Here is a 15,974-nt window from a genome sequence, read left to right on the forward strand (position 1 = left end):
TAGAATAAAGAGATGACGACCTCAGTTTAATTGTCGATTTTCTCGGCACTTGGGTTTGAAATTTGCTATTTATTTTTTGACAATAGCAACACATAACAAAATGTAGGGAATGCAATGTCTAATAAACGTTACAGTCAGCTTTATCGTAATTTCACTAAAAAAATCTTAGATAAGATTGTGACGCCACAAGTATTAGGCACGACTGCAGAATTAGAACATCGTGTTGCACAAAGCTCTGAAAAAACACAATTTTGTTATGTGCTGCAAGATGCCTCTCTCAGCAATACCGTATTGATTGATCAGCAGACGCAATCTCGTGGTTTACCTTCTGTGTATGCGCCTTTAAACATTGCCGAGCATCAGGAAGACGATTCCATTTTGGTCTTGCGTGAGAAAAACCCACAGCACAGTGCTTATCACTACTCTGCTAAATTGATTCGACTCATTGAAACCTTAGAGCAACATCCTGAACATGATGTGTTGTTAGTTCCCGTAACTGTACTTTGGGGACGTTCACCCGAATACGAAGACTCTTGGTTTAAAGCATTATTTGCCGATGCATGGTCTACGCCAAACAAGCTTAAACAAACCATTAATATTTCGCTCTATTCACGTGATAACTACATCGAGTTTCATAAAGCAATTTCCTTACGTCAGCTTATTGAACAAGCCACACAACAACAACCACACTTATCGCCTGCGCACTTTATTGAGCAACATCTGGAACACAATTTTAATCAACACAAAGAAGCGATTTTAGGCCCAGACTTATCTGACCGCCGTAATTTGATTCATGCGTTGATGAAAAGTGAAGCAGTACAACAAGCTATTCGTAAAGAAAGTATCGAACAAAAAGTCAGTATGTTTGAAGCAGAAAACCGTGCTAAAAGCTATTTAACTGAAATTGTATCGGACTTTTCTTATTCGACTTTGCGTTTTGCTGAACTGGCACTGACCAAGCTTTGGACACAGCTCTATGATGGCATTGAAGTGCATCACTTTGACACGGTACGCGAACTCGCCAAAGACTATGAAATCGTCTATACCCCTTGTCATCGTAGCCACATCGACTATTTGTTGCTGTCTTATGTGATTTTTAATCGTGGCTTGATGGTGCCGCATATTGCAGCAGGTATTAATTTAAATTTACCAATTGTGGGTCAATTAATGCGTGGTGCAGGTGCGTATTTTATTCGCCGTACTTTCAGCGGCAATGAATTATACACCTCGGTATTTAAAGAATATTTACACAGTTTATTGTCACGCAACACCCCACTCGAATACTTCATTGAAGGTGGACGCTCACGTACAGGTTTATTGTTACCGCCGAAAAAAGGCATGTTGTCGATGACCATTCAAAGCCATTTACGCGGAGCAACCAAACCAATTGCATTTATTCCAACGTATTTTGGTTATGAAAAACTGATTGAAGGCACATCTTATTTAAATGAATTAAACGGCAAACCGAAAGAAGCCGAATCTTTATGGGGTATTTTAAACTCTGCCCGTAAAATTGAAAAAGTCTTTGGTCAGGTCTATGTCAACTTTGGCGAACCTGTATTTTTAGATGATGTTTTAACTGCCAACCAAGCACGCGATGTAAAACTGAACATAAATGATGAACTACCGACCTCTGTGATTCACACGGTAGATCATACTGCGCATGCAATCTTGGAAAATATCAATAAAGCGGTGGTGATTAACCCAATCGCCCTCATCTCTCTGATTTTATTAAATGCCGATCAGCATGCATTGAAACAAGATGAGCTGCTCGCCCGAATTGAACAATATCGACGTTTGCTCAAACAATTGTGCTACGACCCACGTATGATTATTACGGGTTTAAATCCACAAGAAATTATTGAATATGCGCTAAAACTTAAACAAGTTGAGCGTTATAACCAAGATGGTGTAGAACAGATTCGAGTCGCAGAAAGCCAAAAAATCTTATTGAGCTATTTTAGCAATAATATTTTGCACTGCTTTATTTTGCCTGCGTGTGTAGCATTAATTGTGCAGCAGTTTAATGAACAAAATTTAGCATTATCATGCGCAGATTTAATGCAAAAACTGCAGGCGATTTATCCATATTTGAAGCAAGAGTTTTTCTTGGCATGGACGGCGCAAGAACTTTCTCAAGAAATCGAAAAAATTGTGGCGTACTTTATTCAGCAAAATTGGGTTACAGAAGCAAATCTGCAATTACAGCCGAACCCAGCTACACAGCATGAACTCTATGCCTTAGCTGAACTGGCAAAACCAAGTTTAAATAATTTCGTATTGATTCAAGGGCTTTTGCAGCGTTATAGCGCACACATCCCTTTAAATCTGAAAGTTTTGGAAAAAATGACCAAAACCGTATTACAACGCGCTGCAGATTCTGCACAATTTAAGTCTGCATATTATTTTGATAGTGCCACCTTAAAAAGTTTTATCAGCAGTTTAGATCAGCAAGCCTTGTTGCAACACAATGCTGCGCAGATAAGCCTAGATGATACTTTTAGTGCCAAAATGTCTGAATACTTTGCTTGGTATAACCCAGAAATTCACGAGTTATTAGCTGCATCGAGTGAATTTAGTGAGAAAGAATTAAAAAGTTTTGAACAGGTGAAAAAATAGGTTTTATTGTAACTCAGCCACTTTTTTATCAATTTTTTGATTAGAATATCAGGCCATTATTTATGATTGGCTGATATCTTTTCTTAAATGATACTTGTTCTCATATATAAATAATGATTTATGTTATATAATTTATCTTCCACTCCCGCCTAATATATATTGGGTTAGCTGTAAATTAAGAGAAATAAAACAATGAACGATGGTCTTGAAATCACATCAATGCGTGAATCTGCGGATACCGTTGTTGGAATTTTAAAATCTTTGGCGAATAGTGACCGTCTTTTAATTCTTTGTCATTTATCTCAACAAGAATTAAACGTATCGCAAATTGAAGAAATAACTCAAATTCATCAGCCTACTTTATCGCAACAATTAATGATGCTGCGTAAAAGTGATGTGGTGAATACCCGCCGTGATGGCAAGCAAATTTTTTATTCAATTAAAGATGAAAAAATGGTGCAGGTACTTAATACCCTATATGCACTTTATTGCCCGCAGGACTAAATGATAATGCCTGTATTATCAGGCATCACCATAAAACTTGAATACTCTCCTGCTATTTCAAAGACTTCTTAGCATTTTTTGTTCATAATATATCTAAATTTATGATTTAGATTTCAGTATGTCAGATTTCAATTCACGTTTGGCTCATGTACTGCCTGCTTGGCAATGGCTGCGAAAATACAATGCAGAAACATTGAAATCTGATCTGCTGTCTGCGTTTATCGTCATTGCCATGCTTGTACCTCAAGGGATGGCTTATGCCATGCTTGCAGGTTTACCTCCTGTCATGGGTTTATATGCCAGCGTGATCCCCATGATCATGTACGCCTTGGTTGGTGGCAGTCCAACCTTGTCCATTGGCCCAGTCGCCATTATTTCCATGATGACCTTTGCGACGCTCAATCCATTATTTGAAGTCGGCTCGGCAGCTTATATTCAAGCAGCCTGTTTACTTGCTGTGATGGTCGGCATTATTTCGCTACTTTTAGGGATTTTTCGCTTCGGTTTTTTAATTCAACTCATTAGCCATCCTGTTATTAAAAGCTTCATTATTGCCTCTGCATTAATGATTGCGATTGGACAGCTTAAATTTCTTTTAGACATCCCCCTTAAAGCCAATAACTTACCCGAGTTCTTATACAGCTTTTGGCAATATGTGGGACAAACCCATCTTTATAGCGTGCTCTTGGGTGTTGCTGCCATTTTATTTCTAATTTACGCCCCTAAAATCATCAACAGTAATGCCATTCGTGAACGTGTTCGAGGGAATGGTTTTATCTTAAAAGCCTTGCCATTGGTATTGGTGATCGGTTCGATTGCTTTGGTTTATTCATTGCATTTGCAACAAGTCGGAATTAAAACTGTGGGAGAAATTCCTTCAGGATTCCCGCCTATTCATCTCCCTGAATGGAATACACAACTCGTTCTGCAGCTTCTTCCGGGCGCAGCCATGATTGCCATGATCAGTTTTGTAGAATCATTGTCTATTGCACAAGCCACCGCCTTACAACAGCGCAGTCACTTAAATAGCAATCAGGAACTCATTGCACTCGGTTTAGCCAATTTTGGCGCAGGTGTCAGCTCTTCTTTTCCCGTCACAGGCAGTTTGTCGCGTACCGTCGTGAATGCCGATGCAGGTGCAAAAACACCCATGGCAGGTGTGTTTACCTCCATTGTGATTGTTATTGTCAGTTTATACTTCACGGGATTTTTCCAAGATTTACCTCTGGCTGTTTTGGCTGCAACCATTATTGTTTCAATTTGGAAACTAGTCGAGTTTCAGTCTTTTAAAGAAACTTGGCGTTATTCCAAAGCCGATGGTCTAGCCATGTGGGTGACGTTCTTTGGCGTCATATTGATTGATATTTCGACAGGTTTAATTATTGGAATTGTGTCCACCTTTATTCTAATGTTGTGGCGTATTAGCCGACCACATATTGCGGTAATTGGTTTACTTGAAGGCACACAACATTTTCGTAATATTCAGCGGCATCAAGTGCGTACCGCGCCACACGTGCTATCCATGCGAATTGATGAAAATCTAACCTTTTTAAATGCCAATACTTTAAAAGGCTTTTTTATTAATCAAGTCAGCCAAAACCCTCAGTTAAAGCATGTAGTGGTGAATTGTTCGAGTATTAGCAGTATTGATTTAAGCGCACTCGAAATGCTGGAAGATTTAAATCTTGAACTAAAAAAATTGAATATTTGTCTGCATTTTTCTGAAATTAAAGGCCCGGTAATGGACAAATTACAACACTCAAAACTTTTGCAGCATTTAAATGGAAAAGTTTTTTTTTCACATTATTTAGCCATGCAAGAGCTTGCGCCTGAACTGACTTAAAGATCAAGAAATTGATCTTTAATTTTATCTTTAAAACTGGATGTTCAACACACATACTTTTTGATCAATGAGTACTTTTATCTTGCTGAAATTTAAACAGTTTAATAAATATCACTTTTAAAAATATAGACTTAACTTTTAAATCAAAATTATTTTTAAGCACATGGATATTTCAGTATAAAATAGCCGCTTTTCTTTTACCTTATTTTCGTATGTTTTCAGCTTTTTTGCGTTTGAGTTTAGTCTCCCGAATTATGATTGCAATTGTACTCGGTGTGGCTGTTGCAATTTTATTTCCAGAATCTGCGCCTTATTTAAGCCTTTTGGGTGATTTATTTATTAAAGCCCTAAAGTCTGTTGCGCCAATTTTAGTGTTTATTTTGGTCATGGCATCCATTGCCAATTTTAAAATTGGAAGTAGCAATGCTTATATCAAACCGATTATGCTGATGTATGCGATTGGTATGTTCTTGGCTGCGCTCAGTGCGGTCATTGCAAGCTCACTTTTCCCAAGTACATTATTTTTAGATGTTGCAACACAGTCAGAATTAACCCCGCCGGGCAGTCTTGCTGAAATTTTGAAAAATCTTTTACTTAGTTTTGTTGCTAACCCTGTAGTTGCCATTGCCGAAGCCAACTTTATTGGTATTTTGGCTTGGGCTGTGGCTTTAGGGATTGCCTTCCGCCATGCTACAGAGTCCACCAAAGCATTGTTGAATGATGCAGCCAATGCAGTCAATCGCGTTATTCGCTTGGTGATTAACTTTGCGCCTTTCGGTATTTTTGGCTTGGTTGCCGTGACATTTGCCGATGCAGGCTTGAGCACCTTAGCCAGTTATGCTCAATTATTGGCAGTCTTGTTAGGTACGATGTTCTTTGTCGCGTTGGTCATCAACCCAATCATGGTGGCATTTGTGACCCGCAGCAATCCTTATCCTTTAGTTTTTCAATGCTTACGCGAAAGTGGCATTACTGCTTTCTTTACCCGTAGTTCTGCAGCCAATATCCCTGTCAATTTAGACTTAGCCAAGCGTTTAGGCGTACAGGAATCAACCGCGAGTGTTGCAATTCCGTTAGGTGCAGTAATTAACATGGCAGGCGCATCGGTCACCATTACCGTTTTGACCTTAGCTGCGGTAAATACTTTAGGAATTTCTGTCGATTTTAGCACCATGCTGATTTTATCTGTGGTTGCAACGGTGTCGGCCTGTGGTGCTTCAGGCGTTGCGGGCGGCTCGTTACTGCTGATTCCTGTAGCGTGTGGCTTATTTGGTATTTCTTCAGATATTGCCATGCAAGTTGTTGCAATTGGTATGGTCATTAGCGTATTGCAAGATTCAACCGAAACTGCACTTAACTCATCTACCGATGTGCTATTTACTACTGCGGTTGACCGTGGTTTGAGTTAAGATACAATGCGTTAGGAAACTTACGCAATCATCCATTATGCCTTTTCAAACTTTACCCCTTTGGGTGCAATTTGGTGCTTTTTTTCTAGCCGTCAATGCTGGAATTATTAACGTACTCGGATTGGTGACCGTATTGCACCAGTCCGTTTCGCACATGACTGGTAACGTTAGTATCTTGGCGATGGCGCTAATCGACTGGAAACCAGAAGCCATGATTTTCTTGTTTCTGGTGATTTTGTGCTATGTGATTGGCTCATTTTATAGCGGCGTCATTTTAGGAAATAGCAATTTTCGCTTAGGGCGTCGTTATGGTTTGCCCATGAGTTTGGTGGCATTTTTTATTTTAATCTGCTGGGCATTATTGCCTTATTTCCCACGTTATGCCCTGCTTTGGGCATCGGTTGCCATGGGCATACAAAATGCCATGATCAGCTACTATAAAGGCACCATCATCCGCACCACACATTTATCTGGGGTATTGACCGATTTAGGCTTAGCTCTCGGTTATCGAGTGCGGGGCTTACAAGTTGAAAAAAGGCGTATTGTTTTACACCTACTGATTTTAATTGGTTTCTTTGTGGGTGGATTACTCGCTGCAGCCATTTATCCTACATTTAAACTGAATTCTTTTCTGGTACCTGCAGGACTCAGCCTAAGTTTGAGTTTGGTGTATTGGATTATTTATTTTCGCTATCGACATCTTCAACATTAAGTTTCGGAAATTATCATGGTTAAAAATGCACTACAGGCACAATTGCTCAAAGCGGGTTTAGTGGATAATAAAAAAGCAAAAAAACTGTCTAAACAAACCTTACACGAACAGCGCACAGGTGAAAGTAAAGATGCTGAAGTGAAAGCCAAAATTGCACAGGCACAGCAAGAAAAACTCGCCAAAGACCAAGCTATTGAGCAAGAAAAGAAAGCCGCTTTACAGGAAAAAGAACTGAAAGCAGCAATTATGCAAATGATTCAGCAGCATAAAATTCGTGATACCGATGGTGAAGTGGCTTATCAGTTTTTAGATGGCAAGATTAAAAAAGTGTATATCAATCAACAAATTTACAATGCACTCGTGGCAGGTAGTTTGGTGATTGCCAAAGAAAATGACAGTTATGCGTTCCTGCCTAAAGCTTTAGCTGAACGTATTAATAGCAAAATGGAAGGCTTTATTATTGTCAATAATGCCGAGAAAAATGAAGCCACGACAGATGAAGAAGATCCATACGCAGCCTATGTGATTCCAGATGATTTAATGTGGTAGATCACGCAAGTATTTATGCTAGGTATCTATTCAAAGCCAGTATCTGTACTGGCTTTTTTATTATGACTGCAACTTGATTGAAAACTTTCAGTAAAAACAAATAATTGAAATGTAGCAAAAAGTTACTCAGCCTTCAAATTTAAACTTTAGTCGATACACTATCTAACAATTTCATACATCAATGAAGAATTAAGGTGAATTGCAGGCCAAAATTCTAAGTGCCGTGCAGACGAAAATCAGCAACCTTAAAGCGAGGACCTTTTGCAAGAATTTAATTTTATTCAAAATATTCAGGAATGGTATAACCAATACCCTTGGTTAGAAATGCTGACCTCACTCAGTATTGTGATTCTACTGGCAATTTTAGCCAACTTTATTGCCAAGCAAATTGTAGTGCGCGGGATTCGCAAACTGATTTCTAAAATGACCTTTGCCAATAGTGAAATTATTTCACAGCATAGTGTCATCCGACGTATTGCCAACATTGTCCCAGCTGTCGTGATTATGAACGGCATCACCACCGTACCGCATTTGTCAGATAAAGTAGAAAGCTTTGTGCAAATGGGTGCGCAAGCCTTTATATTCCTGACCATTGCATTGGCAATTTCTGAATTTTTAAATATTTTTAACCTGTTCTATCAACGCAACCCTAAGTCACGCAACAAGCCAATTAAGGGCTATTTGCAGTTAGTTAAACTCATTATTTATGTGGTCTGTGCCCTCATGATTTTAGGCACTTTCCTGAAAAAAGATGTGTTTACCTTACTCGCAGGTTTTGGTGCGATGGCTGCTGTTTTGATGTTGGTTTTCCAAAATACCATTTTATCTCTAGTGGCTTCGGTACAAATTTCTTCCTACGATATGGTACGGATTGGTGACTGGATTGAAATGCCTTCTTTAAATGCCGATGGTGATGTCATTGATATGTCATTACATACAGTCACCGTGCAAAACTGGGATAAAACCCTGACCACTATTCCAACCAATAAACTCATTACCGATACCTTTAAAAACTGGCGTGGCATGCAGGAAGCTGGTGCCCGACGTATTAAACGTGCCATTTTAATTGATCAAAGTTCTGTGCACTTTATGACTGAACATGAACAAAGCAAACTTAAAGAGTTTTTGTTATTGGATCAATATTTACATAGCAAAAATGAAGAAATTGAGCAGTTTAATCAGCAGTTAGCAAATCAATCACAATACAACCAACGCCGTTTAACCAATTTAGGGACGTTCCGTGCCTATGTTGAATTTTATCTGAAACAGCATCCTGGCATTAATCAATCTCAGTCATTGATTATTCGTCAACTACAGCCAAGCAGTGAAGGTTTACCACTAGAAATTTATGCCTTTACCAAAACCACTGCATGGAAAGAATATGAAAGTATTCAATCCGATATTTTTGATCATTTGCTGGCAATTATTCCGGAGTTTGGCTTAAAAGTGTATCAAGCCCCATCGGGTTCAGATTTAAAGCAAATTGCTGCACCATTTAAAGCAAGTTCTGTCCAAAGTCTAAATCCTTTAGAAATTGACGAGGCATAATTATGGATTTATTGCTGAGCCATGTGTCGCAAAATGCTTGCATGGCTCAGTAGCCGTTTTTATTTTCAGCAAGACGATAAAATTTTCATTAAATTAAAATGCACTCGTACACTCGTATATAAATAAGAGAAAATAAAGTCTTATTTGTAAGAGCTTTGTTGAAACAAATATCTAACACTGTGTTTTAATTATATTTAAATTTCCTCAAACCTTTAAATCACAGCTTGCTCCAAATTTATGTAATAAGGTCATTGCCGGTTGAAAAAGTCTAATGATTCTAAGAATTCACCTAACTTTTCAACTCACTAAAATGTGTCGCTCTTGTTAATTGATTCTGGATTCGAAAAATGATCATCAATAATTCGTCTAATGAAAGATTGAAATTCACTACTTTTGTGCTTTAGCGCTCTAGATGATCAATACACGCGCTACAGGATGAGGGGTACGAGTTTATAAAAGATCTCTAATAGACCAAATAATGAAAAGTTTAAGGCAGGACGCGGTACAACGTCGCAAAACATTGTTCTGCTTTTTCATTACTACAGAAATTAATGGTGTGCGCATTTTTCCATTTTACAAAATATTGTGAAATGTCCCCTGTTTGGTCTTCCTGATATCCAGAACAATCCACTTCATTATTGTCATATTTAACTTGCAAAATTAAAGCCGGTAACGAATTTGCAGGGTCTTGTGAAGGTTGATAATCATATACACCTGCAGACCATTCTTGACCGCTTTTAATCACCACATCGCTATTACTTTTAAAGTTGTAATATTCAATACATTTACGATTATTTGGGATTTGCATGCCCCACAGCCCCACAATTTCTGGACGGGTCACCACACGAAATTTATTGGTCGTTTCTGCTGCTACTGGCGTTAACTTGGCTGAATCTATTGTTGTATTTTCATTCGCAATCGCGCAGACAGAACATAAGCTTAAAACTGTGGTTAGATATATTTTTTTCATACATTTATTTAAAGATATAAACCGTTTAGACAACTTAGCATATTTTTAATCCAAATCTGCAAGCATAAACATAAGACAACAATTTTATTTAACGAAAATGTGACTTAGTTTACATTTAATCGACTTTGTAGGTAATGGTTATTTGATATGATCGCCTTTCTGTTGTGAACGTCACACTCATTCAAGTTTTTTTCTTAATTATCAACCCATTGCAAAAGTGAGTTTAGTACTTGCAAAACTTTAGCATACCGCAAACTATATCTTCGACTCAAAAGCAAATATTTGCCTTTGGACTGCTAGCCGTTGTGGTATTTTTTTCTTGTTTATTGGGTATTTTTACTCGCCCACTTAGCTACTTTTCTTTTTTTTGGCCAAGCAACGCCCTCTTGTTGGGGCTACTCATTCGCTTTCCATCTTTAAAAAGTTTTGGTGGAATTTTGGGTGCTTTTTTTGGCTATATGGGCGCCGATTTGGTCACAGACAATACTTTCCTGATGACGCTAGGTTTAACGCTTTCCAACTTTGTAGCTGTTTTTAGTGGGTTGTTTTTCTTTAATTTTGCCCGCGCTAAACTTCCAGCGAGCAATAATAATGTGTCAGAGCTATATCCACATATTATTGCTGTAACTTTAGGCTGTTTCTTTGGGGCTTTATTTGCCATTCTTCTGCTGCCAAATTTGCCGCACACCTTTATGTTAAAAGAAAATCGTTGGATTGATTTTTTTACTTGGTGGTCTGGTGAAATTTTAAATGCGGTAATTGTCTTACCTTTAATTTTGGCTGCCCCAGGCTGGTCTAAATTCAAAAAACTTATAAATAATCAATATGCTAAAGAAACTCAAATTCAGGATATCTTGCCCTTTTTTGCATTACTGATCTCTATCGCCTGCACCCATATTTTTTATGGACCAGGTGCATTGTTGTATCCATTGGCTGCATTAATTTGGGCAGCTGCCAGCTATCAACTTTTTAATTTGGCACTGATTAATAGCTTGGTCTGTTTAACTCTGTATCACAGCGTCACAGGCTTGTTTATAGATCAAGTGAATTCGAGTTATTTAACCACCATTATTTCTATTCGTGTGGGTTTAATTATTTTAGGTCTTGCCACGTTAATTTTATGTGTGATTAGCCAAAACCGAAATCAGTTGTATAGAGAAGTATTGTATTTGGCAAATCATGACAGTTTAACCGAAACACTGAACCGCCGTAGTTTTACTCAGTTAAGTGAAAAAGCTTTAAAGCATAAAAACAATCATTCATTGTCTTTAATTATGTTAGATATCGACGATTTTAAAAAAATGAATGATCAATATGGGCATTATGTCGGTGACCGTGCTTTGCAACATCTCTCTAACATCGTTAAAAGCAATTTACGTGATCACGATTTATTTTGTCGCATTGGTGGTGAAGAGTTCATTATTTTGCTGAACAATAATAACTTAAATAAAACTCAACGCATTGCAGAACGTATTCGTATGTGTATTGAACATCAAGCGTTAAATTTAGAAAACCTTGAACCCATTCATTTTACAGTAAGCATGGGCGTGTCACATACACACTTACCCACCAATCTCCCTTTACAAGATTTAATTATTCAGGCAGATCAGGCGCTATATCAGGCAAAAATGCAAGGTCGTAATCGGGTCATTCTTGCTTCTTAAACAAAAATAGCATACAACATCAATTTGACAATACAGATTTTCAGGATTGAAATGAAACTTGCAGAATACCTCCAATATGATGCTTTAGGCTTGGCAGAGCTCGTTGCCAAAAAGGATGTTCAGGCCTCAGAATTATTAGATATTGCGTTACAACGTGCTGAACAAACCAATCCACAATTAAATGCCATTATTATTCCTATGCATGAACATGCACGGCAGCGCACACAAACAAAATTAACAGGCCCATTTGCAGGTGTGCCCTTTTTAGTCAAAGACTTATTTCAACAATATGCAGGCTATCCGACTTCATTTGGTTGTCAGGGTTTAAAACGTGCGCATCATCTTGCAGAACAAAATGCAGAAATTGTAAATCGTTGGGAAAATAGCGGAATCGTTACCTTTGGACGTACCAACACGCCTGAATTTGGGATTAAAGGGATAACCGAGCCAGATGCTTGGGGTGCATGTAAAAATCCATGGAATTTGAAACACAATAGTGGTGGTTCTTCTGGTGGTTCTGCGTCTGCAGTTGCGGCAGGTATTGTGCCGATTGCAGGGGCAAGTGATGGCGGTGGTTCAATTCGTATTCCTGCGTCTTACTGTGGTTTGTTTGGTTTAAAACCAAGTCGTGGACGCACCCCGTGGGGGCCACAACTCAGTGAAGCCATGCATGGTGCAGCGATGCAACATATTTTAAGTAAAAGTGTACGTGACAGTGCGGCAATGCTCGATGCAACGCATGGCGCAGATGGTCATTCACTTTTCAAAATTGAAGCTCCTGAACGCAGTTATTTAGATGCAATTCAGCAAGCGCCAAAAAAATTAAGAATCGCATATTCGACCCAATCTCCGATTGGTACAGCTGTTTCACAAGATGCGATCAATGCCATTCAAAAAACCGTACAGCTTTTAGAATCTTTAGGGCATGAAGTTGTTGAAGACCGTCCGGCTATTGATGGTATGCAATTGGCCAAAGATTTTATTACCACATGGTTTAGCCAATTTGCTTATTTAATTGCTGAAATTCAAACTCGCCTGCCAAATCATTCCGATAATTTTGAGCTCGACTCTTTGGCTTTGGCTGCCTTTGGCGCAAAAACCACGTCAGTAGATTACATTCGTAATTTGAATAATTGGGGGGTATATGTCGCGCAAATGAATCAATTCTTTGAGCGTTATGATTTATACCTCATCCCTGCAACTGCCTCAGTTGCACCAAAAAATGGCGAAGTTAAAACTCCTGCATGGCAAAAACCAATTTTAAAAACACTATTACATGCAGGTAAAGCACATTGGTTAGCGCAAGGTAAATTGGTCGATCGCATTGTCAAAGAAAACCTAAAATGGGTGCCATTTACTCAACTTGCCAATATTACTGGGCTGCCAGCAATGTCTGTGCCATTGTATTGGAATAAAGATAACTTACCATTGGGTTCGCAGTTTATTGCGCCTTTTGCACGTGAAGATGTGCTTTTACAACTGGCTGCACAACTTGAAACGGCTCAACCGTGGTGGCATCAATACGCTAAAATCCGTATTTGATGTAGCAATGAGTAAGAAGCAAGCAAACTATGCTAATCCAACGTTGCTTGCTTCTATTTTTGATAAAAGAACGCTATTACCAACTAGGCTTTGGTATCACTCGACATTGACTGCGATTCTAATTGCTTTGGCAATCCCCAAATAAAACACAGACCAACGAGTGTAGATAATCCTGCAAAAATAAAAATCCATTCGCCTGAAACAATATCCCAATAATGCCCTGCCAAAATACTCCCCAGTGCAACACCTAAACCCCACATGGTACTGTAAAGTGCTTGCCCACGACCTTGTTGCCCTGCAGAAAAGTTTTGAAAAATCACCCGCATGGCAATGATATGAAATAATCCAAAACTAAAGGCATGGATGCTTTGTGCAAAAAAATGTGCAAAAAATATGGATGGAAATAAACCAACTATCACCCAACGTAAGCCTGTTAAAATTAAACATACGGCAACCAGTGAACGCCAAGACCAACGCTTTAAAAACAAACTCGCATAGGCAAACATAATGATTTCAGCAACCACCCCGACAGACCACAATAAACCGATCTGACTTGTGCTAAATCCTGCCTGACTTAAAAAATTACTATAAAAACTATAAAATGGTGCATGCGAAAACAGCAAAATCAATTCAATAATAAAAAATGAATAGACCACTGGGCGCTTTAAAATGGGCAATAAGGGTTCAAGTTGTTTTTGTGCAATGGGTGCGGTGCTTGGTTCTTGAATACTGAACGACCATAGAAATGCCAGTAAAGAAATACTGAGTAGCAACATCGGTAACATGGAGATTGGTATAATTTCTAAAATAGCACCTATGCCAAAAACCCCGACAATAAAGCCTATAGAACCCCATTTTCGCACTTTGCCATAGAGTTCTGCACGTTTCTCGCCCAACCAAAACAAAGTCACGCCTTCAAATTGTGCCAAAATTGCATTTTGGAAAAAGCTAAAAATCAGCATGAGTAATGCAACAGACTGAAAGCTATTCGGAACAATAAAAATCAGCAACCAAATGCTGGCTTCCATCCAAGTTGCGATGCGTACCAAAAGCATCCGTTTGCCTGATTTATCGGCAATCCATCCCCAAATAAAAGGCGCGAAAAAGCGCGTTAAAATGGCAATGGAAGATAAAACACCAATTTCCTGATAATTAAAGCCTTGATCTTCTAAGTACAGGCTCCAAAAAGGCAAAAACGTCCCAACAATTGCATAGTAGAAAAAGTAGAATCCACCTAAACGTGTCGATATATTCAAGGCTTGCATCAATGTATATTTCCTTGATTTTTCAAACACATAAATAAGTGCATTTCTAACCTGATCTAAAATTTTAAGACAACCGATATATTAACACTGTAGTACTTTAATTTTGAGTGATTGGCTGATTAAAACGAAAAACCCTGAAAATCAGATCAAATTTTCAGGGTAATATTGAGAAAATTTCTTAAAATTGTTTAGCCGCAAGAAGCTTGTAGAATAATTTTAGTTTTCGGATCGACCACCACAGTGACGCGATTCATACGATAATCCATTGTTACAGGCTGACCTGGTGTAACCATTCTCACAATTTCAGCTCGGGTAAGCGCTTTAATTTGTGTTTCAGTCAAACCTGTTTTACCAACTAACTGCGCAGCAGATTCTGGGACACAATTTTGCATGGTCTGTGGCACCTGAGTTTGTTCATTGATAGGCTGATTACTACACGCAGCTAAAGTTGCCACACTTAAAACAGCCAAAACACTATATAACTTTTTCATGTTGATACTCGTTTTTAATTTCTTCAAACCAACTCAAAATAACATAACTGATTAAATATGCAGTAAATTTACTGAATAAAACTGTGATGATAGTTTTATTGATCAAAATAAATTAGATGTAAGTTTGGATTAAGTTTAATTCTCAATCACACTTAAACTCAGTTTCATCCAATCAATTGCATGTTGGCGACGCTCTTCTAAAGCATTCCATAGCGTATCTTGCGATAATATAGAATATTCCCCTTCGCGGCAGCTAAGTTCAGGCGCATTTTCATAGTCCTCAAGCCATTGTTCACTTTGATAATAGGCCTGTAATTCTTGCCAGAGCTTTTCTGCAGCTTGCCATTTTTGCTGCGCTTCTCGCATCTGTCGATGTAAATCATGCCATTGCTCATATTGTTGCTGTAAAACTTGAGCATCGTACATTTTATTTTTACTCATAGCTGAAATTCAAAAATTAAGATGACATGAGCGTACAATAATTCAAGATCAAGGAATGTGAGTGTATGTAGGTTTTATTTAAAGAAACATATATTGCTATATTTTTTTGCATTAATTTTTAAAGAAGACAATTCCTGATTTATTTAGTCAACTTTAGCTTCATTACTTTCAGTAAAATTTAGTATAAAAGTGTAATTCCATCTTTTTATCAAAAGTTAAAGTCATTAGTATAAGTTTGCTTCAATTTTTTAGAAAAGGTACAAAAATGAAATATATTTTAGGGGCAACATTAAGCTGTCATTAAAAAGTAAACATGTATTCTTTTCCGAATTGGTTTGATACTCTCTCCACCCATTGCTCTATTTTATCAGCTGTCATGACTTGAAAATCTCGCCAATAATATTTCATCTGCTTCCA

At 38.1% G+C, this 15,974-nt stretch carries 12 protein-coding genes and 2 pseudogenes; 9 read left to right on the plus strand and 5 right to left on the minus strand.

The genetic code is table 11. The features are described 5' to 3' along the window. The first annotated feature begins 114 nt into the window (after positions 1 to 114). From plsB to FTU35_RS10700, 7 genes are all read left to right on the plus strand, one after another. Positions 115 to 2,619, plus strand: a complete 2,505-nt coding sequence (gene plsB, locus FTU35_RS10670) for a glycerol-3-phosphate 1-O-acyltransferase PlsB (protein ID WP_096901604.1) — start codon at positions 115 to 117, stop codon at positions 2,617 to 2,619. Between the two features lie 192 nt (positions 2,620 to 2,811). Then, entirely contained in the window at positions 2,812 to 3,123 is a 312-nt protein-coding gene (locus FTU35_RS10675) for a metalloregulator ArsR/SmtB family transcription factor (protein ID WP_154320733.1), read from the plus strand. Between the two features lie 118 nt (positions 3,124 to 3,241). Continuing rightward, complete coding sequence (locus FTU35_RS10680) at positions 3,242 to 4,966, plus strand: SulP family inorganic anion transporter (protein WP_154320732.1); 1,725 nt, start codon at positions 3,242 to 3,244, stop codon at positions 4,964 to 4,966. Positions 4,967 to 5,178: 212 nt separating this feature from the next. Next, entirely contained in the window at positions 5,179 to 6,375 is a 1,197-nt protein-coding gene (gene sstT / locus FTU35_RS10685; RefSeq protein ID WP_154320731.1) for a serine/threonine transporter SstT, read from the plus strand. Positions 6,376 to 6,412: 37 nt separating this feature from the next. Continuing rightward, a complete protein-coding gene (locus tag FTU35_RS10690; protein ID WP_131261946.1) occupies positions 6,413 to 7,087 on the plus strand; it encodes a YoaK family protein in 675 nt (224 codons plus the stop codon). Positions 7,088 to 7,102: 15 nt separating this feature from the next. Then, positions 7,103 to 7,636, plus strand: coding sequence for a DUF2058 domain-containing protein (locus tag FTU35_RS10695; protein WP_004973493.1), 534 nt, complete (start codon positions 7,103 to 7,105; stop codon positions 7,634 to 7,636). Between the two features lie 261 nt (positions 7,637 to 7,897). Then, on the plus strand, positions 7,898 to 9,184 hold the full coding sequence (locus FTU35_RS10700; protein WP_096901601.1) for a mechanosensitive ion channel family protein: 1,287 nt from the start codon (positions 7,898 to 7,900) through the stop codon (positions 9,182 to 9,184). A 487-nt stretch (positions 9,185 to 9,671) separates the two neighbouring features. Here FTU35_RS10700 and FTU35_RS10705 read toward each other — a convergent pair whose 3' ends face one another. Next, entirely contained in the window at positions 9,672 to 10,154 is a 483-nt protein-coding gene (locus FTU35_RS10705) for a hypothetical protein (RefSeq protein WP_004973490.1), read from the minus strand. Positions 10,155 to 10,384: 230 nt separating this feature from the next. On the opposite strand from FTU35_RS10705, the gene FTU35_RS10710 reads away from it, so the two are divergent. Both FTU35_RS10710 and FTU35_RS10715 read left to right on the plus strand, forming a co-directional pair. Continuing rightward, positions 10,385 to 11,818, plus strand: coding sequence for a GGDEF domain-containing protein (locus FTU35_RS10710; protein WP_207973578.1), 1,434 nt, complete (start codon positions 10,385 to 10,387; stop codon positions 11,816 to 11,818). A 51-nt stretch (positions 11,819 to 11,869) separates the two neighbouring features. Then, entirely contained in the window at positions 11,870 to 13,360 is a 1,491-nt protein-coding gene (locus FTU35_RS10715; RefSeq protein ID WP_131261947.1) for an amidase, read from the plus strand. 83 nt (positions 13,361 to 13,443) lie between these two features. Here the strand turns inward: FTU35_RS10715 and FTU35_RS10720 are convergent, their stop codons facing one another. From FTU35_RS10720 to FTU35_RS10735, 4 genes and pseudogenes are all read right to left on the minus strand, one after another. Then, positions 13,444 to 14,625, minus strand: a complete 1,182-nt coding sequence (locus FTU35_RS10720; RefSeq protein ID WP_096901597.1) for an MFS transporter — start codon at positions 14,623 to 14,625, stop codon at positions 13,444 to 13,446. 188 nt (positions 14,626 to 14,813) lie between these two features. After that, positions 14,814 to 15,014: pseudogene (locus tag FTU35_RS10725) on the minus strand (I78 family peptidase inhibitor); the annotation flags it as partial. Positions 15,015 to 15,251: 237 nt separating this feature from the next. Next, complete coding sequence (locus tag FTU35_RS10730; protein ID WP_154320729.1) at positions 15,252 to 15,557, minus strand: DUF4298 domain-containing protein; 306 nt, start codon at positions 15,555 to 15,557, stop codon at positions 15,252 to 15,254. Positions 15,558 to 15,857: 300 nt separating this feature from the next. Further along, positions 15,858 to 15,974, minus strand: a pseudogene (locus FTU35_RS10735) (transposase); the annotation flags it as partial.

It is taken from the genome of Acinetobacter sp. YH12095 (assembly GCF_013419245.1).
Classification (GTDB): domain Bacteria; phylum Pseudomonadota; class Gammaproteobacteria; order Pseudomonadales; family Moraxellaceae; genus Acinetobacter; species Acinetobacter towneri.

Coding starts and splice junctions, on each gene's coding strand:
- FTU35_RS10680 (WP_154320732.1), top strand. CDS start 3,242: ATGTCAGATTTCAATTCACGTTTGGCTCATGTACTGCCTGCTTGGCAA.
- FTU35_RS10675 (WP_154320733.1), top strand. CDS start 2,812: ATGAACGATGGTCTTGAAATCACATCAATGCGTGAATCTGCGGATACC.
- FTU35_RS10690 (WP_131261946.1), top strand. CDS start 6,413: ATGCCTTTTCAAACTTTACCCCTTTGGGTGCAATTTGGTGCTTTTTTT.
- FTU35_RS10720 (WP_096901597.1), bottom strand. CDS start 14,625: ATGCAAGCCTTGAATATATCGACACGTTTAGGTGGATTCTACTTTTTC.
- FTU35_RS10695 (WP_004973493.1), top strand. CDS start 7,103: ATGGTTAAAAATGCACTACAGGCACAATTGCTCAAAGCGGGTTTAGTG.
- FTU35_RS10705 (WP_004973490.1), bottom strand. CDS start 10,154: ATGAAAAAAATATATCTAACCACAGTTTTAAGCTTATGTTCTGTCTGC.
- FTU35_RS10715 (WP_131261947.1), top strand. CDS start 11,870: ATGAAACTTGCAGAATACCTCCAATATGATGCTTTAGGCTTGGCAGAG.
- FTU35_RS10730 (WP_154320729.1), bottom strand. CDS start 15,557: ATGAGTAAAAATAAAATGTACGATGCTCAAGTTTTACAGCAACAATAT.
- sstT (WP_154320731.1), top strand. CDS start 5,179: ATGTTTTCAGCTTTTTTGCGTTTGAGTTTAGTCTCCCGAATTATGATT.
- plsB (WP_096901604.1), top strand. CDS start 115: ATGTCTAATAAACGTTACAGTCAGCTTTATCGTAATTTCACTAAAAAA.